The 21,147-nt window shown below is 42.7% G+C and carries 16 protein-coding genes; all 16 read left to right on the top strand.

What is annotated here, in order from left to right; genetic code table 11:
* The first annotated feature begins 11 nt into the window (after positions 1–11).
* The 16 genes from FNK51_RS23325 to FNK51_RS23250 all read left to right on the top strand — a co-directional run bounded on the left by FNK51_RS23325 (position 12) and on the right by FNK51_RS23250 (position 20,933).
* Positions 12–1,277: a Glu/Leu/Phe/Val family dehydrogenase gene (locus FNK51_RS23325; RefSeq protein WP_098373605.1), complete on the top strand. Its 1,266-nt coding sequence runs from the start codon at positions 12–14 to the stop codon at positions 1,275–1,277.
* Between the two features lie 37 nt (positions 1,278–1,314).
* Positions 1,315–1,569 (top strand): biotin/lipoyl attachment domain-containing protein, encoded by a 255-nt coding sequence (locus tag FNK51_RS23320; protein WP_098373606.1) that lies wholly within the window; start codon positions 1,315–1,317, stop codon positions 1,567–1,569.
* Positions 1,570–1,831: 262 nt separating this feature from the next.
* Entirely contained in the window at positions 1,832–3,196 is a 1,365-nt protein-coding gene (locus tag FNK51_RS23315; protein ID WP_286177241.1) for a sigma-54 interaction domain-containing protein, read from the top strand.
* A gap of 243 nt (positions 3,197–3,439) precedes the next feature.
* Positions 3,440–4,771 carry a branched-chain amino acid transport system II carrier protein gene (brnQ, locus tag FNK51_RS23310; RefSeq protein ID WP_141994844.1) on the top strand — a complete coding sequence of 444 codons (1,332 nt, stop codon included), beginning with the start codon at positions 3,440–3,442 and terminating at the stop codon, positions 4,769–4,771.
* 90 nt (positions 4,772–4,861) lie between these two features.
* Positions 4,862–6,487 carry an amidohydrolase gene (locus FNK51_RS23305; RefSeq protein WP_286178842.1) on the top strand — a complete coding sequence of 542 codons (1,626 nt, stop codon included), beginning with the start codon at positions 4,862–4,864 and terminating at the stop codon, positions 6,485–6,487.
* 296 nt (positions 6,488–6,783) lie between these two features.
* Positions 6,784–7,959: a M20 family metallopeptidase gene (locus FNK51_RS23300; RefSeq protein WP_141994843.1), complete on the top strand. Its 1,176-nt coding sequence runs from the start codon at positions 6,784–6,786 to the stop codon at positions 7,957–7,959.
* A 413-nt stretch (positions 7,960–8,372) separates the two neighbouring features.
* Entirely contained in the window at positions 8,373–9,053 is a 681-nt protein-coding gene (locus tag FNK51_RS23295; protein ID WP_098373610.1) for a DUF975 family protein, read from the top strand.
* Between the two features lie 123 nt (positions 9,054–9,176).
* On the top strand, positions 9,177–9,359 hold the full coding sequence (locus tag FNK51_RS23290) for a DUF4083 domain-containing protein (RefSeq protein ID WP_230300783.1): 183 nt from the start codon (positions 9,177–9,179) through the stop codon (positions 9,357–9,359).
* An 886-nt stretch (positions 9,360–10,245) separates the two neighbouring features.
* Positions 10,246–11,484, top strand: a complete 1,239-nt coding sequence (locus FNK51_RS23285; RefSeq protein WP_141994852.1) for a cytochrome P450 — start codon at positions 10,246–10,248, stop codon at positions 11,482–11,484.
* A 299-nt stretch (positions 11,485–11,783) separates the two neighbouring features.
* On the top strand, positions 11,784–12,434 hold the full coding sequence (locus FNK51_RS23280) for a phosphatase PAP2 family protein (protein ID WP_141994842.1): 651 nt from the start codon (positions 11,784–11,786) through the stop codon (positions 12,432–12,434).
* 83 nt (positions 12,435–12,517) lie between these two features.
* Positions 12,518–13,129: a DedA family protein gene (locus FNK51_RS23275; RefSeq protein WP_098373612.1), complete on the top strand. Its 612-nt coding sequence runs from the start codon at positions 12,518–12,520 to the stop codon at positions 13,127–13,129.
* Between the two features lie 180 nt (positions 13,130–13,309).
* Entirely contained in the window at positions 13,310–14,950 is a 1,641-nt protein-coding gene (locus FNK51_RS23270; protein ID WP_141994841.1) for a spore germination protein, read from the top strand.
* Entirely contained in the window at positions 14,940–16,163 is a 1,224-nt protein-coding gene (locus tag FNK51_RS23265; protein WP_141994840.1) for a Ger(x)C family spore germination protein, read from the top strand. Before FNK51_RS23270 ends, FNK51_RS23265 begins: the two co-directional genes overlap by 11 nt.
* Positions 16,164–16,184: 21 nt before the next feature.
* On the top strand, positions 16,185–17,294 hold the full coding sequence (locus FNK51_RS23260; RefSeq protein WP_141994839.1) for a GerAB/ArcD/ProY family transporter: 1,110 nt from the start codon (positions 16,185–16,187) through the stop codon (positions 17,292–17,294).
* Between the two features lie 27 nt (positions 17,295–17,321).
* Positions 17,322–17,552 (top strand): YczF family membrane protein, encoded by a 231-nt coding sequence (locus FNK51_RS23255; RefSeq protein ID WP_098373616.1) that lies wholly within the window; start codon positions 17,322–17,324, stop codon positions 17,550–17,552.
* Positions 17,553–17,723: 171 nt separating this feature from the next.
* Positions 17,724–20,933 (top strand): DEAD/DEAH box helicase, encoded by a 3,210-nt coding sequence (locus tag FNK51_RS23250; protein ID WP_141994838.1) that lies wholly within the window; start codon positions 17,724–17,726, stop codon positions 20,931–20,933.
* Positions 20,934–21,147: the final 214 nt, after the last annotated feature.

Below are 21,147 nucleotides of genomic sequence, written 5' to 3'. Positions count from 1 at the left end.
GGTGAATTCCATTGAGTACAACTGTCAAAGAAGAAAAAGAAACTGCCAGCTTGCTTGATTCAACACAGGTCGTAATCAAGGAGGCGCTTGATAAGCTTGGCTATTCTGAAGAAGTGTTCGAGCTTTTGAAGGAACCTCTTCGGATGCTGACCGTCCGGATTCCAATTAAGATGGATGACAATACGACGAAGATTTTCACTGGATACCGTGCCCAGCACAACGATGCTGTCGGTCCGACGAAAGGCGGAATCCGTTTTCATCCCGAAGTCGATGAGGAAGAAGTCAAGGCACTTTCAATGTGGATGAGTTTGAAATGCGGAATTGTGAATCTGCCATATGGCGGAGGAAAAGGCGGCATCATCTGTGATCCGCGCCAAATGTCCATCGGTGAATTGGAAAGGCTTAGCCGTGGATACGTTCGGGCAATCAGCCAAATAGTGGGGCCGACAAAAGATATTCCGGCCCCGGATGTTTATACGAATTCACAAATCATGGCATGGATGATGGACGAGTACAGTAGAATAAGAGAACACGATTCTCCTGGTTTCATTACAGGTAAGCCACTGGTACTGGGCGGTTCACACGGTAGGGAAAAGGCGACTGCACAAGGTGTCACCATCTGTATCGAGGAAGCGGCAAAGCGTAAGGGCATAGAATTGAAAGGTGCACGTATCATCGTTCAAGGGTTTGGGAACGCAGGAAGCTTTTTGGCCAAATTCATGCATGATGCAGGTGCGAAAGTAATTGGTATATCGGACGCATATGGTGCCATTTATAACCAGGATGGTCTGGATATCGATTACTTACTTGATAAAAGGGATAGCTTTGGAACGGTAACGACACTATTCGATAATACAATCACCAATCAGGAACTTCTGGAACAAGATTGTGATATTTTAGTGCCTGCTGCCATTTCCAATCAAATCACCAAAGAAAATGCACATCTTATCAAAGCCCAAATTGTCGTGGAGGCAGCGAATGGACCTACCACATTGGAAGCAACCAAGATCTTGACGGAACGCAATGTGCTTCTCGTACCTGATGTATTGGCAAGTTCAGGCGGTGTGACAGTTTCTTACTTTGAATGGGTTCAAAATAATCAAGGTTATTATTGGGAAGATGCTGAAGTCCAAACCAAATTAAAAGAGTTATTGGTCAATTCATTTAATCAAGTATATGAAATGTCCGAGACAAGAAAAGTGGATATGAGGCTGGCAGCGTATATGGTGGGTGTCAGAAAAATGGCAGAAGCCTCAATATTCCGTGGCTGGGTATAAGCTTTAGTCAAATAATGGAGAGTGGAGGAGTGATTCCGTGTTAAAACCGATTCATACCATCGAGTGTGCTCAGGATGGGACCGTCGAACAAGTTTACGTTCAAAAGAATTCCTATGTTTATGAATGGGAGAGGCTCTTTTTAGTGAAAACGGATGATGGGAAATTGATTGATGTTTCAATAGGTGCCAGCGGTCACATTACTGAAATTAATGTTTCGGCAGGGGATCCTATTAATAGAAAGCTTCCTTTAGCTTTGCTCCAAGACGATTTTGTTATAACTGGCTCTGATTGATTATAGGAAAGAGGGTGTTCCAAAGGCGGAAGCGATTTCTGCTTTGGGATGCTCTTTTTTTGTTGTGATCATTTAAATGGTGATTATAAAGCCAGGAAAAAGTTTGAAAAGAAAAAACGCCCTGTTTCATGGTAAAATATCAGAATGATTGGACAATGCATCAAGCAGTTTCAAACCAAAAAGCTACAAAGTGAATGGACCGATCTGCGGGAATTGTCTTGGGTTGAATATGTAAAGTTGAGAGGAGGCTCGAAGGGTGAATATGGATGTGGATATATTCAGGCGATTAACCGATTTTGATAATGTTTTGGTCGTAGATGATAAAGGGATGATCATTTTTTATGATATGGCAGATTTAAATGTCCTTAAAGAGCTTGGGATAAGGCCGGAAGAATTCATGGGGAAGAGTGTCACTTCCTTTTATAAAAACATCACGAACGAAAATAGTACGCTCATGAATGTGCTAAGGACGGGAAAACCGTTATGTAATATAAAACAAGAGATGATTACCAAAACGGGAGAGGTCATCGAAACGATCAATTCCACATTTCCGATAGCCGAAAACGGTAAAATCATTGGGGCCGTGGAATTCTCTAAGCGATTCTTTTCCAAAGATGCCATCCAACATTTGGACAAATATTCGAGCCATAAAATCTTCAGGAGAAATAATACCGTTTATACGGTCGATGATATAATCACGGTTAACCCTAAAATGGAAAGCATTAAAGATAAACTTGGAAGGATTGCGCTAACGACCTCAAATGTGTTGATCGTTGGGGAAACGGGCACAGGGAAAGAACTTATCGCCCAGGCGATCCATAATTTAAGCGATCGATTTGGAAAGCCCTTCATTTCACTTAACTGCAGTGCGGTTCCTGCAAGTTTATGGGAAAGCACTTTGTTTGGTACGAATAAAGGGAGCTTCACCGGGTCGGAAGATATGCCGGGTCTATTCGAACAGGCCGAAGGCGGAACTTTATTTCTGGATGAAATCAATTCCTTGGATATTGATCTTCAGGTGAAGCTTCTGAAGGCGATAGAAGAGAAAACGATCAGGAGACTGGGCGGAAAGAAAAATATCCGCTTGGACATTAGGGTGATTTCAGCAACGAATGAGGTACCGGATATTTTACTGGCTGAGAAACGGCTGCGGGAAGATTTATTCTATAGAATTGGTGTCGTGCAGATTGACTTGCCAAGTTTGATGGAAAGAAAAGAGGATATAGAAGTCCTTGTTGATCATTATCTGAATTTTTACAACAATACGATGAATATATATATAGACGGTGTTCAGGATGAAGTACTCCAATGCTTCAAAAGATATCCATGGCCAGGGAATATCAGGGAATTGAAAAATGCGGTCGAGACGGCATATAATCATGTCCAGTCCAGTAGAATCACCCTTGATGATATTCCTGGAAGAATCAGAGATTATACGGAATCTCCAATGACTGAAGACAACAATCTTAATGTGGAATCCTTAAAAGATGCGGTTCAGCAATATGAAAAAGAGATCATTGTGCGTCAATTGAAAAATACGAACGGTAAAATTGCGGAATCTGCCAGACAGCTTGGCATCTCCAAACAATTATTGAAATATAAAATGGAAAAACATAAATTACGGTAAAATTTTTTTTACGCTAGGGGGAAAAATTTCACCACTTCTTAATGGATTTGGATAATCAAAGGGTCAAGATTCTATACGCTAAATAGAATCGTGGCCCTTTTTGCCTTGTATGTAGCGTCAAAGGTTAGTATGGATAAAAAATATTAAAATATTATTAAGATTGGCACGGAATTTGCTTAATACTTATAGGATAGGCGTATTAAAAGATGTTTCATTGAGTGATAAAAAAATAGAGGTGAATGGATGAATACAAACAAGAAAGTACGTGACAGCCTTATTTTTGGTTTTGCTTTATTTGCCGTATTTTTTGGGGCTGGCAACCTGATTTTCCCTCCGTCGATCGGACTTGTATCAGGGTCGGATTGGCCTGTGGCGCTAGTTGGCTTCATTCTTACGGGAATCGTACTCCCTATACTGGGAGTTGTGGCGGTACTGAATTCAAAAGGGAAATTTGAAGAACTGACAAGGCCGATAAGCCCCTGGTTTTATAAGGTATTCAATCTGGTCGTCATGATAGGGATTGCGATGCTCGTCACTGTACCCCGGACGGCCGCTACGACCCATGAGATGGGGGTTCATACATTGTTCCCGAATGTACCATCTTTCGTGACGATGCTCGTTTTCTTTGGATTGAATTTTTATTTTGCCAGCGATCGATCCAATCTCATTGATAAAGTCGGACAAGTGCTAACGCCTGCTCTGTTCGCGATTCTTCTTTTTATCGTCATCAAAGGCACTTTCGACCCATTGGGGGCGCCTGTAAATACGGAAATTCAAAATCCGTTTGGCCACTCCTTTTTTAGCGCTTATCAGACGGGTGACGTGTTCACGGGCCTTCTTTGTGCCTCGGTTTTCATTGGCTCGATTGCAGCAAAAGGATATGAGGAACATTCCAAAATGAAGAAAGTGGTCCTGAATGGAACCATAGTGGCTGGTTTTGGGTTGCTCATCATATACGGAGGGCTTCTGTATATCGGTGCTACAGGAAGCGGGTTATTCCCGGAGGACATGGAAAGTGCGCAGCTGGTGACGGGCCTGGTTTATAATCTGCTTGGTGATTACGGCATGATTGCATTGGCTATAGCAGTTTCATTAGCGTGCCTTACCACCTCGATTGGAATAACTGCTTCGATAGCAGACTTCCTTAGCGGGTTGACGAAGCAAAAAGTGAGTTACCGCAATTGGGTGATCGTCGTTTGTGCCACTGGAGTGTTGATGGGGCTAATGGGTGTCGAAAAGATCATTGGCTACTCCGTACCGTTATTCATGGGAATTTACCCTGTTTCGATTGTGCTTGTCTTACTTGGCGTTTTCCGCAGATACATACCAAACGCGGGAGCCTATAAGGGGTCGGTCCTGGCCACTTTCATCATCAGTTTATGCGAAACATTGGAAAGCATAGGCATCCATATGGGATTCATGAATGATTTCATTTCCATCATTCCACTCAGTTCGTATGGGTTTGCCTGGCTCATTCCGGCAGTACTGGGATTCGTGGCGGGAACGTTCATCCACGGAAAACAGGCTCAGGAAATTCCTTCAAGCCCCATGAATGGCGAAAACCATTCATCTTAAATGTTGTGAAACGGCATAAGTTTAAGTGTGGAAATAAATGGAGGGTTAAGCTTTCATCATTTGATTTTACTTATTAAGGAGAGGGAAAGTATGAATGCGAATAAACGAAATATGAATTTTATTTATATAAATGGAAAAATATTTACAGCGAATCCGAAACAACCTTATGCGAGTGCCATGGTTGTTCGTAATGGGCGCATCGAGTGGGTTGGAGAACAGTCAGAGACAGATGGAATGAATGGGGAACGGATCGATCTTCTAGGACGGCGGGTACTTCCCGGACTAATTGATGCACATCTGCATCCGCTATTTTTAGCTAAGGCAGCCAAGCAAATTCCATGTATGCCCCCTGTCGTTGAATCGATTGAGGATTTGATCAAGGCTGTTCATGAACAGTGTAAATCCCATAATTCAGGCGATTGGATTGAAAGCTGGGGATATGATGAAGGGAAATTGACCGAAGGACGGTCCCCTTCACGCTACGATTTGGATAGGGCGACAACGGACGTCCCTGTTGTCATAACCCGGACCTGCGGCCATATTATCGTCGTCAACAGCAAGGCATTGGAATTGGCCGGGATCACGAAGGACACGCCAAATCCAGCAGGGGGGGAGATTGACAGGGATTCAGAAGGGGAGCCGACAGGGATATTACGGGAAAATGCAAAAGAATTGGTCAATAAAGTGATGCCGGTTCAAACATTTGAAGAAGAAACAGATGCTCTTGCCGAACTGAGTCCCAAATTATTATCGCATGGGATCACTGCAATCACTGAACTCCTGGCAAGGACCCAGCCGATCGATTACTTGGATATGTATAGGGCAGCAAGCGAAAAGGGCCTAAAGCAACGTACAGTTTTATACTATATTTGGGAAGATATGAAAAATGATATGATCCTAGATAAGGGTAAAACAAACAGAGAAAGCCAGAATCATATAGGTGGGGTTAAGTTATTCTCGGATGGCAGTGTGTCGGGTCAAACGGCGTGGGTCGATCCGCCATTTTTAGGGGAAGAAAAGAACCATGGCATACAGATGACATCAGAGGCAGAGTTGTTAAGTGCAGCTGAAGCAGCCAGGAAAAACAATATTCAATTGGTCATACATGCAATGGGGGAGCAAGCGATCGATTTGATCGTGAATACCTTTTACGGAAAAACGGGATGGATCGCGGATGGTCCATCGATAAGGATCGAACATGCAGCCATGCCTACAAAGCAAGCACTTCAGCGGGCAGCTGAAACGGGTATCGCTTTTGTTCCCCAACCAATCTTCTTATATGCCGAAATCGAAAGCTACCTTAATAATCTGGGTGCAGATCGTACAAGGCGAACCTACCCCATCCAATCCATGTTAGAAGCAGGCATTAAACTGGCATTCTCTTCAGATGCACCTGCAACGGCATGGGTCGATCCGGTCAATCCGTTCGTTGGAATCAAGGCAGCCGTAACTCGTGTTGCCTATGACGGTACGGACACAGGTCAGGATCAGCGTGTAGATGTGCCTACTGCGATTACACTATACACGCGGGCAGCTCAGGAGATAACGAGAATCCCGGATGCCGGCCAGCTCACTCCGGGCTATCATGCAGATTTCATTGTGCTCGACCAAGATATTTTGGCGATCAGACCGGAGGAAATCGATAGGATTACAGTGGAAGAAACCTATATGGGCGGTTCTTTGGTTTATCAAAAAGAAAAGACGATAACTAAATAGAAGAAATAGGGACGAAAAGGGGGCAGGTTTCCTTTTCGTCCCTTTCACTTTCTTGGTACGGATGTTCAATAGTAGTAAAAAAAATTTTACGCTAGAGGGTAAAATTTTTTACACTTCCATGCGAGGAAGCCTGGAATCGATGTTGCCGTTTGAGTGTATAAGGCGCAAAGGGTTTGCTGAAATCCTATTTTTCAAGGAGCGGGAAGGTTAATTGCAGGAAATTAATAATTGGCACACAACTTGCTGATTTACTGGATGGATAGATCTTATAGTTCATATTTGAGGAGGAAATGGTCATGCAAAGTTTGAAGTTATATCCGGAAATAAAAAGTGTAAGAGAAGATGTGATTGCTTGGCGACGTCATTTTCACCAGCATCCGGAATTATCTTATCAAGAAGAGAAGACATCGCAATTCGTATACGAAACCCTGTTGTCCTTTGGAAACCTTGAAGTTACACGTCCGACAAAATACAGTGTGATGGCCCGCTTGATTGGTACACAGCCTGGAAAAACATTAGGCATCCGTGCAGATATGGATGCGCTGCCGATTGATGAAGAGAACTCTTTCGATTTTAAATCCAAAACACCAGGTGTCATGCATGCTTGCGGTCATGATGGTCATACGGCGATGCTTCTTGGTACGGCGAAAATCCTTTCCGGAATGAAAGATAGCCTGAAAGGTGAAGTCCGCTTCTTTTTTCAGCATGCCGAAGAGTATTTTCCTGGGGGAGCGCAGGAAATGGTAGATGCAGGCGTTATGGAAGGTGTAGATATCGTGATTGGTGCCCACCTCATGTCCACCTTTGAAGTCGGGAAAGTTGGCATCGTGTATGGCCCGATGATGGCTGCGCCGGATGGTTTCTTTCTGACCATCAAAGGAAAGGGAGGCCATGGTTCTGCACCTCATGAAACGATTGACAGCATCGCGATCGGTGCCCAGGTCGTTACGAATCTTCAATATATCGTGTCCCGCAATACAGATCCGTTGGACAACTTGGTTCTCTCCATCGGAAAGTTCGTTGGAGGGGAAGCGGCCAATGTCATTGCAAACTCCGTAGAGATTAGCGGGACGGTTCGAAGTTTTGATTTGAAATTCCGGGAATCCATGCCAATTCTTATGGAAAGGGTAATCAAAGGCATTACGGAAGCACATGGTGCCTCTTATGAATTTAACTATCTAACTGGATATCGGCCAGTCATAAATGACCATGAAGTCACCAAGCTCATTGAAGAAACTGTCCGTGAAGTTTATGGAGAACATTCTGTCGACCATCAAAAACCGACGATGGGGGCTGAGGACTTTTCGGCTTTCCAACAGAAAGCACCTAGCAATTATTTCTTGATAGGTGCGGGGAATAAGGAAAAGGGAATCACCTATCCCCACCATCATCCGCGTTTTACTTTTGACGAAGATGCCATGGAGTACGGTGTTAACATTTTTATCCATGCTGTTAGGGAAATTTTAGGTTAGTATTAAATGAGTGGCCAGGTCTATCTGGGAGAAGGAAAATAGAACTAGATTAACGAAGTACTTTTAACGATAAATACAAGCGCCTTCGCTGACCGTACACCCTCCTAACAGGGTATGGTTTCGCGAAGGTATTTTAATTTGGAAGGGCATATTGCCATATTCCCCTTCATAAACTGTTATGGAACAAACAAGCCAGTAGACCAAGGGCAAGAAAGGAGTTGATCATGGTTGCTCGAAACCGGTTCAACCGCTTGACTCTATCCGTGTGAGCTTTCTAGGAATTTAAGCCCGCGACTAGAAATATTATGAGATTTAGACATCAAATAAATAGTGGTTTTTCTGAATCTATCCAAATTTACAATAAAGGAACATTCAGAATTCTGCCGTTTAAAAAAGGGGAGTTAAATCAGAGTATGAGAATCTCAGAATTAAAGAGGAAAGCCCTTCAGTCGTTGGGAGGTAAATGGGGAGTAACTGTTTCGCTTATGTTGCTCTTGTTCTTGATCAACCTCATTTTACCTTTAATTGTCGAAGTGATCGGAAGCGGTGGGTTTTCACAATGGCTCATGCAGGAAGAAACACCATTATGGACTGATATCTTCAGCATGGTCTTTTCCATTGCCCTAATCCCGCTTACCATTTCAACCACTTGGTTCTACCTGAATTTGGTTAGGGAAGAAAACCCTGATATTCCAGAAGTATTCGCTATCTATAAAGATGGAAAAACCTCTTTCAAGCTTATTGGGGCATCCATCTTACAAGCAATTTTCATTTTTTTATGGTCATTATTATTAATCATTCCGGGTATCATCAAGGCTATCGCTTATTCGCAGCAGTTTTTCTTATTGAAGGATCATCCTGAATACACGGTGCTTGAAGCCATTACAGAGAGCAGAAAAAGAATGAAGGGCTTGAAATGGAAGTATTTCCTTATGCACCTAAGCTTCATCGGGTGGGGCATCCTTTGCATGTTCACGCTGGGAATTGGTTTACTATGGTTGATTCCTTATGCAGGAACAACAACTGCTGCATTCTATAACGAATTAATTGTGCCTCAAGAAGATATTGACGACGATCAACAAATAGAGGGATAAAAGATCAACCGATAGCAAATAGCTATCGGTTTTTTATTCCCGATTCTCCTTAAAAAGGTTAAATTGTTCATTTTTCCTGGTGTATAATAGAATATTGAGAATGCCATTTAGGGGGATTACATAGTGAGTAGTGGTTTTAATATTGCGGATATGATATACCAATTGTTTTGCCTTGTATTTCTAATCCTGATCATCGTTGGGACCGTATCTCTTTTCCGTTCCATGAAGCAACGTAAAACCAGACTGGATATCATGGAAAAGAAAATGGATGATTTACATGAACTGATTAAAAGGGGCAAAAATTGACGGCAGCATCGTTCAGACTGCAGGCAAACTCGAAGAAAAGCGAGTTTGCCTGCAGTTTTTTTATTTGAAAAACAATCCCAGTTGATTTCAGAAATCCGCTCCCTTTCCGCCGACTGACTGCCAAGCCTCATCAAAGCAAGCATCTAGCAGGGCTCGGCTTGCCAGTTATTCGGCAGGGGTGTCACAAATTTCTTCAATCCAGTAAGGATTTCATTCCATATAAAAGAGTAAAAAAAATCATGGAGTATAACCTAGTCTTATTTTAAATCATGGTTATCATTCCCTCGGTAAAATCGTGAAAGGGATTCGGCAGGAGACCATTCCGAACCCTATGTTGCCTGCAGTTTTTTTATTTAAAAAACGTTCCAGTTGATTGGAACGGAAGGTACGAGACTCCTGCGGGAAAAGCGTGTCCAAGGGAGACCCCACAGGCGCAAAGAGCGCCGAGGAGGCTCCCGGACCGCCCGCGGAAAGCGAGTGCCTGGAGTGGAAATCAACGTGATTTTACAAACTCCGGTAATTATAAAAATAATCTATATTGAAATAACTTAGTAAAAGCACTGTCTCCGAATTTGAAAAAGAGGATTGGATTTTGAGCATCAATTGAGAGACATAAAAAAATAGAAAAAGAAAGTAAATTGTAAAAAATAAGCAGTTTTACATAGGGGTGTTGGGATTGTGGTGCAAATTTCATGTACGGCTGCTGGTATGGAAGATGCATGGTTTGTTGCGGCTTTTTACCCTATAATGGAATAGATGTGTATTTAAGGATTCGGTGAAAAAGTCTATCAGGAATGCTCGACCCTATAACAAATCGACGGAGATGGAGAATGCTGAACATTCGATCCTTTTGTTAGGTAACTTTTGAGAAGTGGGAGGAGTCGGTATCATGAAAGAAGTTATTGCAGTAAAAGAAATTACTAGGTTTAAAACACGGACGGAGGAATTTAGTCCGTACGCTTGGTGCAAACGGATGCTAGAAAATGACCCCGTGAGTTATCACGAAGGAACGGATACGTGGAATGTTTTTAAATATGAAGATGTGAAGCGGGTTCTCAGTGATTATAAATATTTTTCAAGTGTTCGGAAACGGACTACCATATCGGTTGGAACGGATAGTGATGAAGGTTCTGTGCCTGAAAAGATCCAAATCACTGAAGCTGATCCACCTGAGCATAGAAAACGCCGTTCACTGCTTGCCGCAGCATTCACACCTAGAAGTCTTCAAAACTGGGAACCTCGCATTCAGGAAATTGCAGATGAATTGATCGGAGAAATGGATGAGGACACGGAAATCGATATTGTGCAATCATTGGCGAGTCCGCTTCCGATCATTGTCATGTCGGATTTAATGGGCGTTCCCTCAAAAGATCGTTTATTGTTTAAGAAATGGGTGGATATCTTATTCCTTCCGTTTGATAAAGAAAAACAAGAAGAAGTAAATGAATTGAAGCAAGTGGCAGCAAAAGAATACTATCAGTATCTGTATCCGATTGTAGTGCAAAAACGATTAAACCCGGCAGATGATATCATCTCAGATCTATTGAAGTCAGAAGTGGATGGGGAAATGTTTACGGATGATGAGGTTGTCCGGACGACCATGCTGATTTTAGGAGCGGGGGTCGAGACAACAAGTCATTTACTGTCCAATAGCTTTTATTCCTTGCTATATGATGACAAAGAAGTTTATCAAGAGTTACATGAAAACCTGGATCTGGTTCCGCAGGCGGTCGAAGAAATGCTCCGTTTCCGATTCAATCTTATTAAATTGGATCGCACCGTAAAGGAAGATAACGATCTATTGGGAGTGGAATTGAAAGAAGGCGATAACGTGGTTGTTTGGATGAGCGCAGCTAACTTGGACGAAGAGATGTTTGAAGATCCTTTCACCCTTAATATCCACCGCCCTAATAATAAGAAACACCTTACCTTCGGAAATGGCCCTCATTTCTGCCTGGGAGCGCCGCTAGCCAGACTGGAAGCAAAGATTGCGCTAACTACATTCCTGAAGAAATTCAAGCATATTGAAGCGGTGCCATCATTCCAGTTAGAAGAGAATCTTACCGATTCAGCAACCGGGCAAACTTTGACATCACTACCGCTTAGGGCGTTCCCTACAGTTTGAAAAACGAAAAAACCTTGTGCACTAACCTGCATAAGGTTTTTTTCTTTTTAGTAGGGAGGCATGGCATACATGTTCCTGCCACTTCCTGAAACGTTCGACAGGAAATCTTATAGTAACCTGAAGTTGAGGTGACAATGACGAATAGAGTAATATGATAAAGTAGCAAATTTTGTGCCCAGGCATGTTCCCCGAATTAGGTTGGCTGGCGATCAAGCATTTACATGCACCATGCAATGAAGAAGATAGATAAAATAGAAAGTTCCATATGAAACGGTTTTAAAAAGTGAAAGGATGTTATTATGAAATTAAAGCAGCAATTAACCATTGCCTTTATAATAAGTGTACTTTCTTTAATCGGGTTCAGTTTCATGGCATTTACCATAAGTGCAAATGAATACCTGAAATTTGATGAAGATGTGATTTCCTTGGTGCAAGGAACTGAATCTCCCCTTCTGACGGACATCATGAAGTTCTTTACCTACATAGGTTCAACCGGTTCCATAATCATCCTTTCCTTGGTCATTTTGTTTTTCTTATATAGAGTTTTGAAGCATCGTCTGGAACTAGTCCTATTCACTGCAGTCATGGTTGGTTCACCTCTTCTCAATTTGATGGTTAAGCAATTCTTTCAACGCGCCCGTCCCGATTTACATAGGCTCATTGAAATAGGGGGGTACAGTTTCCCTAGTGGACATGCCATGAATGCATTCTCATTATACGGTATTCTCACGTTTCTGCTATGGCGTCACATTACGGCTAGGTGGGCAAGGATTCTATTGATTTTGTTCAGCATGATGATGATCCTCTCGATCGGTATAAGCCGAATATATTTAGGGGTCCATTATCCTAGTGATATCATTGCCGGATATTTGGCGGGTGGTTGTTGGATTGCGATTTCCATTTGGTTTTTCCAAAGGTATCAAGACCGGCGGAAGAACAAAGATCGTTAATAAAGAGAACAAGGTTATTGCAAGATAAGCAGCCGGCAGGTAACAGGCCAGCTGTTGATTCAAGAAAGTTAGGAGCGTATTAAATGGAAAACTGGATTACGGAATTCATGAATGATTTTGGGTATATGGGAATCTTTCTATTAATAGCATTGGAAAATATTTTCCCGCCGATCCCGTCTGAGGTCATTCTTACTTTTGGCGGTTTCATGACGACAACAGCGAATATGACGATTATGGGCGTCGTGATCGCATCGACTATAGGGTCAGTGGCAGGGGCAGTCGTCCTTTATGGAATTGGTTTACTTCTTGATGTGAAGGTTATTGAAAAGTTCGTGGAAAGGTGGGGCCATATTCTTAGGTTAACGGTATCGGACGTCCACAAGGCGAATTCATGGTTTGACAAGTACGGGTCATGGACCGTGTTTTTCTGCAGACTGGTTCCGCTGATCAGAAGCCTGATCTCGATTCCGGCAGGCATGTCCCATATGAGCTTTTGGCTCTTTCTGCTTTACACAACATCCGGAACATTAATTTGGAACATCATCTTAGTGAATATCGGGGCAGCTGTTGGATCTTCGTGGGAAGATATTGTAGGGTATATGGACATTTATTCCAACATCGTTTATGCGATATTGGCTTTGCTATTCATTATTTTCGTTGTTTTGATTTTTAGAAGGAATAAAGGCAAAGTATAATTTCAGTTTAGTTGATTGGGCCGTTAGAGTCGGCACTTTCATTACATAACCGAAAATGAACACCAAAGGCTGTCATTGCGACAGCCTTTTTCTTATGGAAGGAAGACGGCTGAACTCGGAATAAAGGGGGAGTGCTTTGGACAAAATGAGTGAAACGAAAAAGGAATGAGGTTCGGTGCTATGGCTTCTTTTTTCAAACAAAAGAGACAAGTTAAGCAACAACGTGAAAAGAAAAAGGAAGATGAAAATCAATCCAAAAGCAAAACGCCTGATTATATTGAAAGTTCCATTTCTGCCAATCTGGAAATCGTGAAGAAAAAGACGGGAAACAGTCCGGACATCATTATCCGAACGCTGAAAATCGGTCAAAATCCGGAGATGAAAACAACTATCTTGTATGTGCAAGGCCTGATTGATAATCCAAGCGTTACGGACTTTTTAATTGAGTCAATCATGAAAAATCCTCATCTATCAGAAAAAATGCTTCCACAAGAAGCATTGGATATAATCTCTGAAGACGTGATTTCGCTCGGTGGTGTAGAAACCGTCAAGGATTGGGAAAAATTGTTTTTGTCATTATTATCAGGGGACAGCATCATTTTTGTTGATGGTATAAACACCGCCCTGGTTGCCAGTACAAGAGGAGGAGAAAAGCGCTCGATTCAGGAGCCAAGCACGCATTTGACTGTCCGGGGGTCAAGAGAAGGGTTTACGGAATCGAATGGAACGAACATCGCCATGTTACGCCGGATCATCAATACCCCGGATTTATGGATAGAGTCGATGAAAATTGGCACGGTGACAAAAACGGACGTTTCCATCATGTATATAAATGGAATTGTCAAAGAAGGGATCGTCGAGGAGGTCAAGAAGCGCTTAAATCGAATTAACATCGATAGCATTCTTGAATCAGGATATATTGAACAATTGATAGAAGACCAGGTCATGACCCCATTCCCAACCCTTAACCATACAGAAAGACCGGATATGGTCGCAGGAAATCTTCTGGAAGGAAGAGTGGCTATATTCGTTAATGGATCGCCTTTCGTCTTGATAGCCCCGGCAATATTCGTACAGTTTTTCCAATCTGTCGAAGACTACTATAATCGCTTCGACATTGCTTCAGCCACACGTTTTTTACGGATCATCGTTTTCATTATTTCTATAGTCGGACCGGCTGTCTATGTTGCAGCCACGACTTTTCATCAGGAAATGATCCCAACGAAGTTGCTGGTCATCGTAGCGGCCCAAAGGGAAACGGTTCCTTTGCCTGCCGTCATTGAAGCGCTTCTCATGGAAATGACCTTTGAAATATTACGGGAAGCAAGTCTTCGGATGCCAAAGGCTGTTGGTTCGACCATGTCCATTGTCGGAGCATTGGTCATCGGGCAGGCGGCTGTCCAGGCTGGTATCGTATCGCCGGCAATGGTCATCATCGTCTCGATCACGGCGATTGCCAGTTTTGCAACCCCTTCTTATTCCATAGCGATTTCTGCCCGCATTGTGCGGTTCGGATTCATCATTTGTGCCGGCACTTTAGGCTTTTATGGGATGATTTTAGCCTTTTTCATCCTTATTGTCCATTTATGCAGCCTGCGTTCACTTGGCGTTCCTTATATGACACCGCTCGCCCCTCTGAATCCGGAAGGGTTAGGCGACACATTTTTCAGAAGACCTATGTGGGCGTTCAAGGAAAGGCCAAAATTATTATCCAACGAAAATAACCTGATAAGGGAAGGCGATAATCAAAGACCTCTGCCTCCTGAATCGCGTGGAATGAAAACTTCTGACGAGAAAAAAGGTGAAGGCAATGAGTCGTAAAAAGCTACTTCTGTTCTTGATGTTGATCTCTACTACATTCACCTCCGGCTGTTGGGATAAAAAAGAGTTAAACGAAATGGCCATCGTCTCGGCAGTTGGACTCGATAGAAATAAAGAAGGAAAGCTAGTGGGAACGTTCCAAATCATTAATCCAAGCAATGTAGCGGGAGCTCTTCAGGGCGGCGGCGGAACAAATCCACCGATATCCATTTATAGGGCCACCGGCGATAATGTGCTTGAACTGGATAGTATCGCTTCAACTAAAATCTCGCGGGATATGTATTTTGCCCATGCCAACCTGATTGTCATAGGTGAGGAACTAGCAAAAGAAGAGGGCCTCAACGATATTTTCGACGCATTTGAGCGCTCACCGGAATTCAGGGCAACTACGAGGATCGTGATTGCCCGGGGTGTGAAAGCAAGGGATATTGTCGAAGCATTAACTGCAATCGATAAGGTATCTGCTGAGAAAGTCATTAAGACGATTGAAACCACTGAAAAAATTCAGGGGGGAAATATTAGCATTAATCTCCAAGAAACGATCAAGAATCTGCTTAGTACCGGGAAAGAACCGATAATAAGTGGTTTTACCGTGAAAGGAAACACAGGTAAAGAAGATAAAATGGAGAATACCATGTCCACGGATATTAAGGCAAACCCTAATGCAGCAGGGATAGGTGTTTTTAAAGATGGAAAATTGATTGACTGGCTGGATGGCAATAAGGCAATAGGGTCAATGTGGGTATTGGATAGGATCAAAAGTACCCATTTAAACATTGATTGGGAGGATAAAAAAGACGCAGTCACCTATCAGGTGATTCGTCAAAAAACCAACGTTTCGATAAAAATGGAAAATGGAAAACCTAAGGTATTTATAAAGGTCCGTGCAGAAGGAGATATCCGGGAGGTGAATGTTCCTTTGAATCTAACCGATACGCATGTTTTGATAGATATTGAAAAGAAGTTAACCAAGAAATTAAAGAAGGAGATGGAAGATGCGGTCGTTCGGGCACAAAAAAATAAAGCCGATATTTTTGGCTTTGGTGAAATCATGCACGAAAACCACCCTAAAGAATGGAAGAAAATCGAAAAAAACTGGGACGATGTTTCTTTTCCTGAACTGGAAGTAGATGTGCAGGCAGAGACTTTCATTCGCCGTACTGGATTACGTAATAAGCCGTATCTTTCGAATATAAAAAAGAATGATCAATAATGGAAGGGAAGTGGCATCCTCATGGAAAAGGCAAAAATCAGCGGTTACCAGCTGTTCGTCCTTATTTTCCTGTTTGAAATGGGCAGTGCACTTTTGGTTCCGCTTGCAGGTGAAGCCAAGCAGGCTGCTTGGCTAGTCATCCTTATTGCGATGATAGGCGGATTTTTATTATTTTTCATTTATTATGGCCTTTTTCAATACTACCCTGATCAGCTGTTAACAGAGTTTGTAAAACAGATATTGGGGAATTTTCTAGGCAGTATCGTAGCTTTTCTATACATCCTTTATTTCATCTATCTTTCTGCAAGGGTGCTGAGGGATTTCGGAGATACACTGCTTACTTTTGCCTATCCTCATATTCCGTTATTTTTTGCGAACGCTGTATTCATTTTAGTCGTGGTGTTTACGGTCCGTAAGGGGATAGAAGTATTGGCGAGGACGGGGGAACTATTCTTTGTCTTGGAGAATTTACTTTTAATGACCTTCATGCTTCTAATTATTACTTCAGGCATGATCCATTTAAACAACTTAAAACCCATTTTTGAAATTAGCGGGACAGAGATGTTGAAAATGGGTTTCACTAAAACCGTATTCTTTCCATTTGGCGAGGTCATAGTGTTTTTAATGATTTTTCCTTATTTGAAAGAACCTCAGCGATTGAAAAAAATTGGAATGGGGGGCTTGGCGACAAGCGGTATTTTTCTCGCGGTAATAATGGCCGTGAATATTGCTGTACTAGGTGTGGACCTTACAACACGTTCACAATACCCTCTTCTTACCCTCATTCAGTCCATAGAGGTCGCTGGCTTTCTTGAACGTCTCGATGTGTACTTCTTGTTTTTATTGATGATTGGCGGGTTCATCAAGATAAGTGTATTTACTTATGTAGCGGTATCGGGTACGGCGAATGTTTTCAATGTTAAACAGCCCTCCAGACTTGCTTACCCTGTTGGCATGATCATTTTATTGATTTCGATCATTATATCAAGCAGCTATACGGAACATATCTATGAAGGGCTAGGTGCCGTACCACATTACATCCATCTGCCATTTCAGGTGATCATCCCATTGCTTCTCTTGATCATTGCCTTTTTTAAGAATCGAAAAAAAGGAAAACAAGCACCAAAATAAGTTCCTAAAAGGTGGATTTGATGAGAAATGAAAATCTTTGGTATTACAGTTTTGATCCTAGCCCCTTTAGTGGTCATAACTTTAGGTATGGATATATTATTGGGATTTGATTTGGATAATTCAATGAAGCACGCCTTTAACCCATTTTTGGTGAAGGACCCCGTTGAATTTATCCTTTTTCTCATTCTTCTTGTATTCCTTTTGTTCAGCTTCTTTTATCGAAAAAAAAAGAAAGGCAACACCAAAGGACAACAATGATGCCGCAAATTCCCGGTGCTGAAATAGAGATGAACTCCGAATATGGGAGTTTGTCTTTTTGCTTTTTTACAACCCCGTAAACCCATTTCATAGTATGATGATAAAATGAGCTTATTTTTCAGCGGAATGTAAAATCACTCAACAAAAAAACCTCGGAAGGAGGACGGCGATTTGGATATCAAATTAAATCAAAAAATCATAAAAGACATGTGCGGGGCCGTCTCCTTCAAAAGAGGGGAAGCTTTTCATCGTGCCAATAAAGTGACATTTGAAAGTTACCGTCCTGATGGTTGTGAAGCAACGGTTAAAGGAAAGGAAGACTTCCATGTCACGATTGAAGTGGATGCTGTCGGCGGATTTCAGACGAAATGCAGCTGTCCTACGCTTGCTTCCTTCCAAAGGGATTGCCAGCATATTGCATCCGTCCTGCTGTCGGTTTACGACCATCAGCGAGATGGAACGATCCCTGAGGGCCTAAATGCAGACAGTACTGATGCTTCAGCCAATAAGAAGTTGTCAGAAGGCTTGCTGACCCTTTTCAATAATCAGCCTGTACGCAAAAGCGGTCATCAGCGCCACTTTGAAATAAGAAAGATGCTTGAAGCGGAATTTACGTGTAAACCAGTATGGATGGGAACGGATCGATATATGTTAGGACTGGAAATGAAAATCGGTTCTTTCAATGTGGCGAATGTCCGTGATTTCCTGAAGCGAGTTAAAGAAGGAAAGCCTGCCCAAGTGTCCCGTTCATTTATATATGACCCGGTGCTGCATTGTTTTCAGAATGAAAATGATTCCGTGCTTCAGGAGCTCATTACAGTGATATCTGATGAAAAAGTCTATGTTGACGCCCTGACGGATAAATCTGAATATACATTGGACAATCACTTATTACTGTTGCCTCCATCTTCTTTTCGAAGGCTTGTCCCCATCCTTGAAGTAGCTCCATCGGTGAAGCTTGCCTATGGTGGTCTTACATTCAATGGCTTTCGTTTATCAAACGGACCGCTTCCTTTACAGTTTGACTTTACCGAAAGCGAGGTCAAAGGTTATCAACTGAATATTAAAAGGCTGCACGAGATGATCGTCATGAATGCATATACTTTGGTTCTATTTGAAGGGGAATTGGTTCAGCTCGAAAATGAGGATTTCCAACGCCTTTCAGAGTTAAAGCAAATGATGGAGGATTCGGGGATGAATCAAATTCCAATCCATCATGACCAGCTGGAATTATTCATGGTCAAAGTGGTACCAGGTTTGAAAAGACTGGGTGAAGTCCATATAGCAAGATCCATCACTGAATTGTTTTTGAAGACTCCGCTGGTTGCGAAGCTATACTTGGATCGTGTGAAAAACAGGCTGCTTGCGGGGCTGGAGTTCCATTATGAAAATATCGTGATCAACCCTTTGGAAAAACAGGAATCCAAGGTTATAAGGGATGTAGAGAAGGAGGCGGAGATATTAAAGCTGATGGAGGATAGCCAGTTTGCCAAGACGGACGGCGGCTATTTCTTGCATAACGAAGAGTTGGAGTATGAGTTTTTGTACCACATCGTTCCGAAACTCCAGAAGCTGGTACAAATCTATGCCACGACCGCTGTAAGAAACCGAATTTCCCGTGGGAATGCTGCACCGCGCATTAGGGTGAAAATTAAAAAGGAACGTACTAATTGGCTCGAATTCAAATTTGAAATGGATGATATCCCAGATAAACAAATACGTGAAATCTTAGCAGCGCTTGAAGAAAAAAGGAAATACTATCGTTTAAGGAATGGATCGCTGCTTTCCCTTGAAACAAGGGAATACGAGGAAATCAATCGATTTCTAAATGCACTGCCCGTACAGGATGAAGACTGGGAAAGCAGGCTGAACATGCCAATCGTAAAAGGGCTGCAGCTCCTTGATTCCGTTAATGACAGCCAGACATTCACAATGGAAGAATCCTTCCGGCAGTTTTTGGATAACATCAGGAATCCGGGCGCCTTGGAGTTCGTGGTGCCAAATAGTCTGGCCCCGATTTTGCGCGAATATCAAAAAAACGGCTACAAATGGATGAAAATACTTGCCCAATACGGTTTTGGCGGGATTCTTGCTGATGATATGGGTCTGGGGAAAACATTGCAAAGCATCACCTTCATTTTATCCGAGCTACCTGACATCCGTAAGAAGAGGATTCCGGCGCTTATTGTCTGCCCATCATCATTGACCTACAATTGGCTGAGTGAATTCACTAAATTCGCTCCGGATATCCAAGCCGTCGTCGTGGATGGCGACAAGACGGAAAGGACGAAGCTGCTTAAGGAAGCGGGTGACGTGGATGTAGTGATCACCTCTTATCCATTGCTCCGGAAAGACATCACGTCGTTTGAAAAAGAGGACTTCCATACGGTGTTCTTCGATGAAGCTCAGGCCTTTAAGAACCCAGTGACACAAACGGCACGAGCGGCCAAGAAGATAAAAGCGGCACATCGCTTCGCATTGACTGGTACGCCCATCGAGAATTCACTAGAAGAGCTCTGGTCCCTTTTTCACATCGTATTCCCTGAACTATTCATGGGGCTAAAGGAGTACAGCAACCTCTCAAGGAAGCAGATTTCCCGCAGGATCCGTCCATTTTTGCTGCGGAGAATGAAAGAGGACGTACTGGCGGAACTACCGGAAAAAATCGAGTCGCTGGAATCGATGGAACTGCTTCCTGATCAGAAGAAACTGTACGGCGCCTATCTGGCGAAGCTGCGGCATGATACGCTGAAACACCTGGACAAGGACACCCTCCGGAAAAATCGGATCAGGATCCTCGCAGGCTTGACCCGGCTTCGGCAAATATGCTGTCACCCCGCCTTGTTTGTGGACGGATATAAAGGCAGTTCAGCAAAATATGAGCAACTGATGCAAATTGTCGAGGAATCGAAGCATTCTGGAAGACGGGTGCTGATTTTCTCGCAATTTACAAAAATGCTTCAAATTATCGGCAGGGATTTGGCCATGAAAGGACAACCCTTTTTCTACCTGGATGGACAAACTCCATCAAAGGAACGTGTTGAAATCTGCAATCGGTTTAATGCAGGAGAACGGGATATATTCCTCATTTCATTGAAGGCGGGCGGTACGGGTCTCAATCTGACGGGTGCCGATACAGTCATTCTATATGACCTTTGGTGGAATCCGGCAGTTGAAGAACAAGCAGCGGACCGTGCCCATCGAATGGGGCAGAAGAATGAGGTTCAAGTCATCAAACTTATTGCCCGCGGCACAATCGAAGAAAAAATGAATGAACTTCAAGAGAAAAAGAAACACCTTATTGAAGAAATCATCGACCCTGGGGACAAGTCGCCGACTGCCCTTACAGAAGAGGATATCAGGGAAATCCTGATGATATAAGGAGGGGAATACGGTTACGCAAATCAGTAGACAGGAACAATTTATGAATGAATAGTTTAGTCATGGAGCATTTCTTTGTAATGAGGAATGCTTTTTTTCTTTTTTTAATGGTTCTGTTAAAGGATGTTGTTGATTTTCTTGATGAACTAACGGGGCAGGTTAGCATTCCTGTAGTTCGTTAAATATCAGGTTTGAAAAAAATAGAGCCCCTCAG

Source organism: Bacillus sp. B4EP4a (genome assembly GCF_006680105.1).
Classification (GTDB): domain Bacteria; phylum Bacillota; class Bacilli; order Bacillales; family DSM-1321; genus Peribacillus; species Peribacillus simplex_E.
This window is presented reverse-complemented; position numbering and strand designations above follow the sequence as displayed.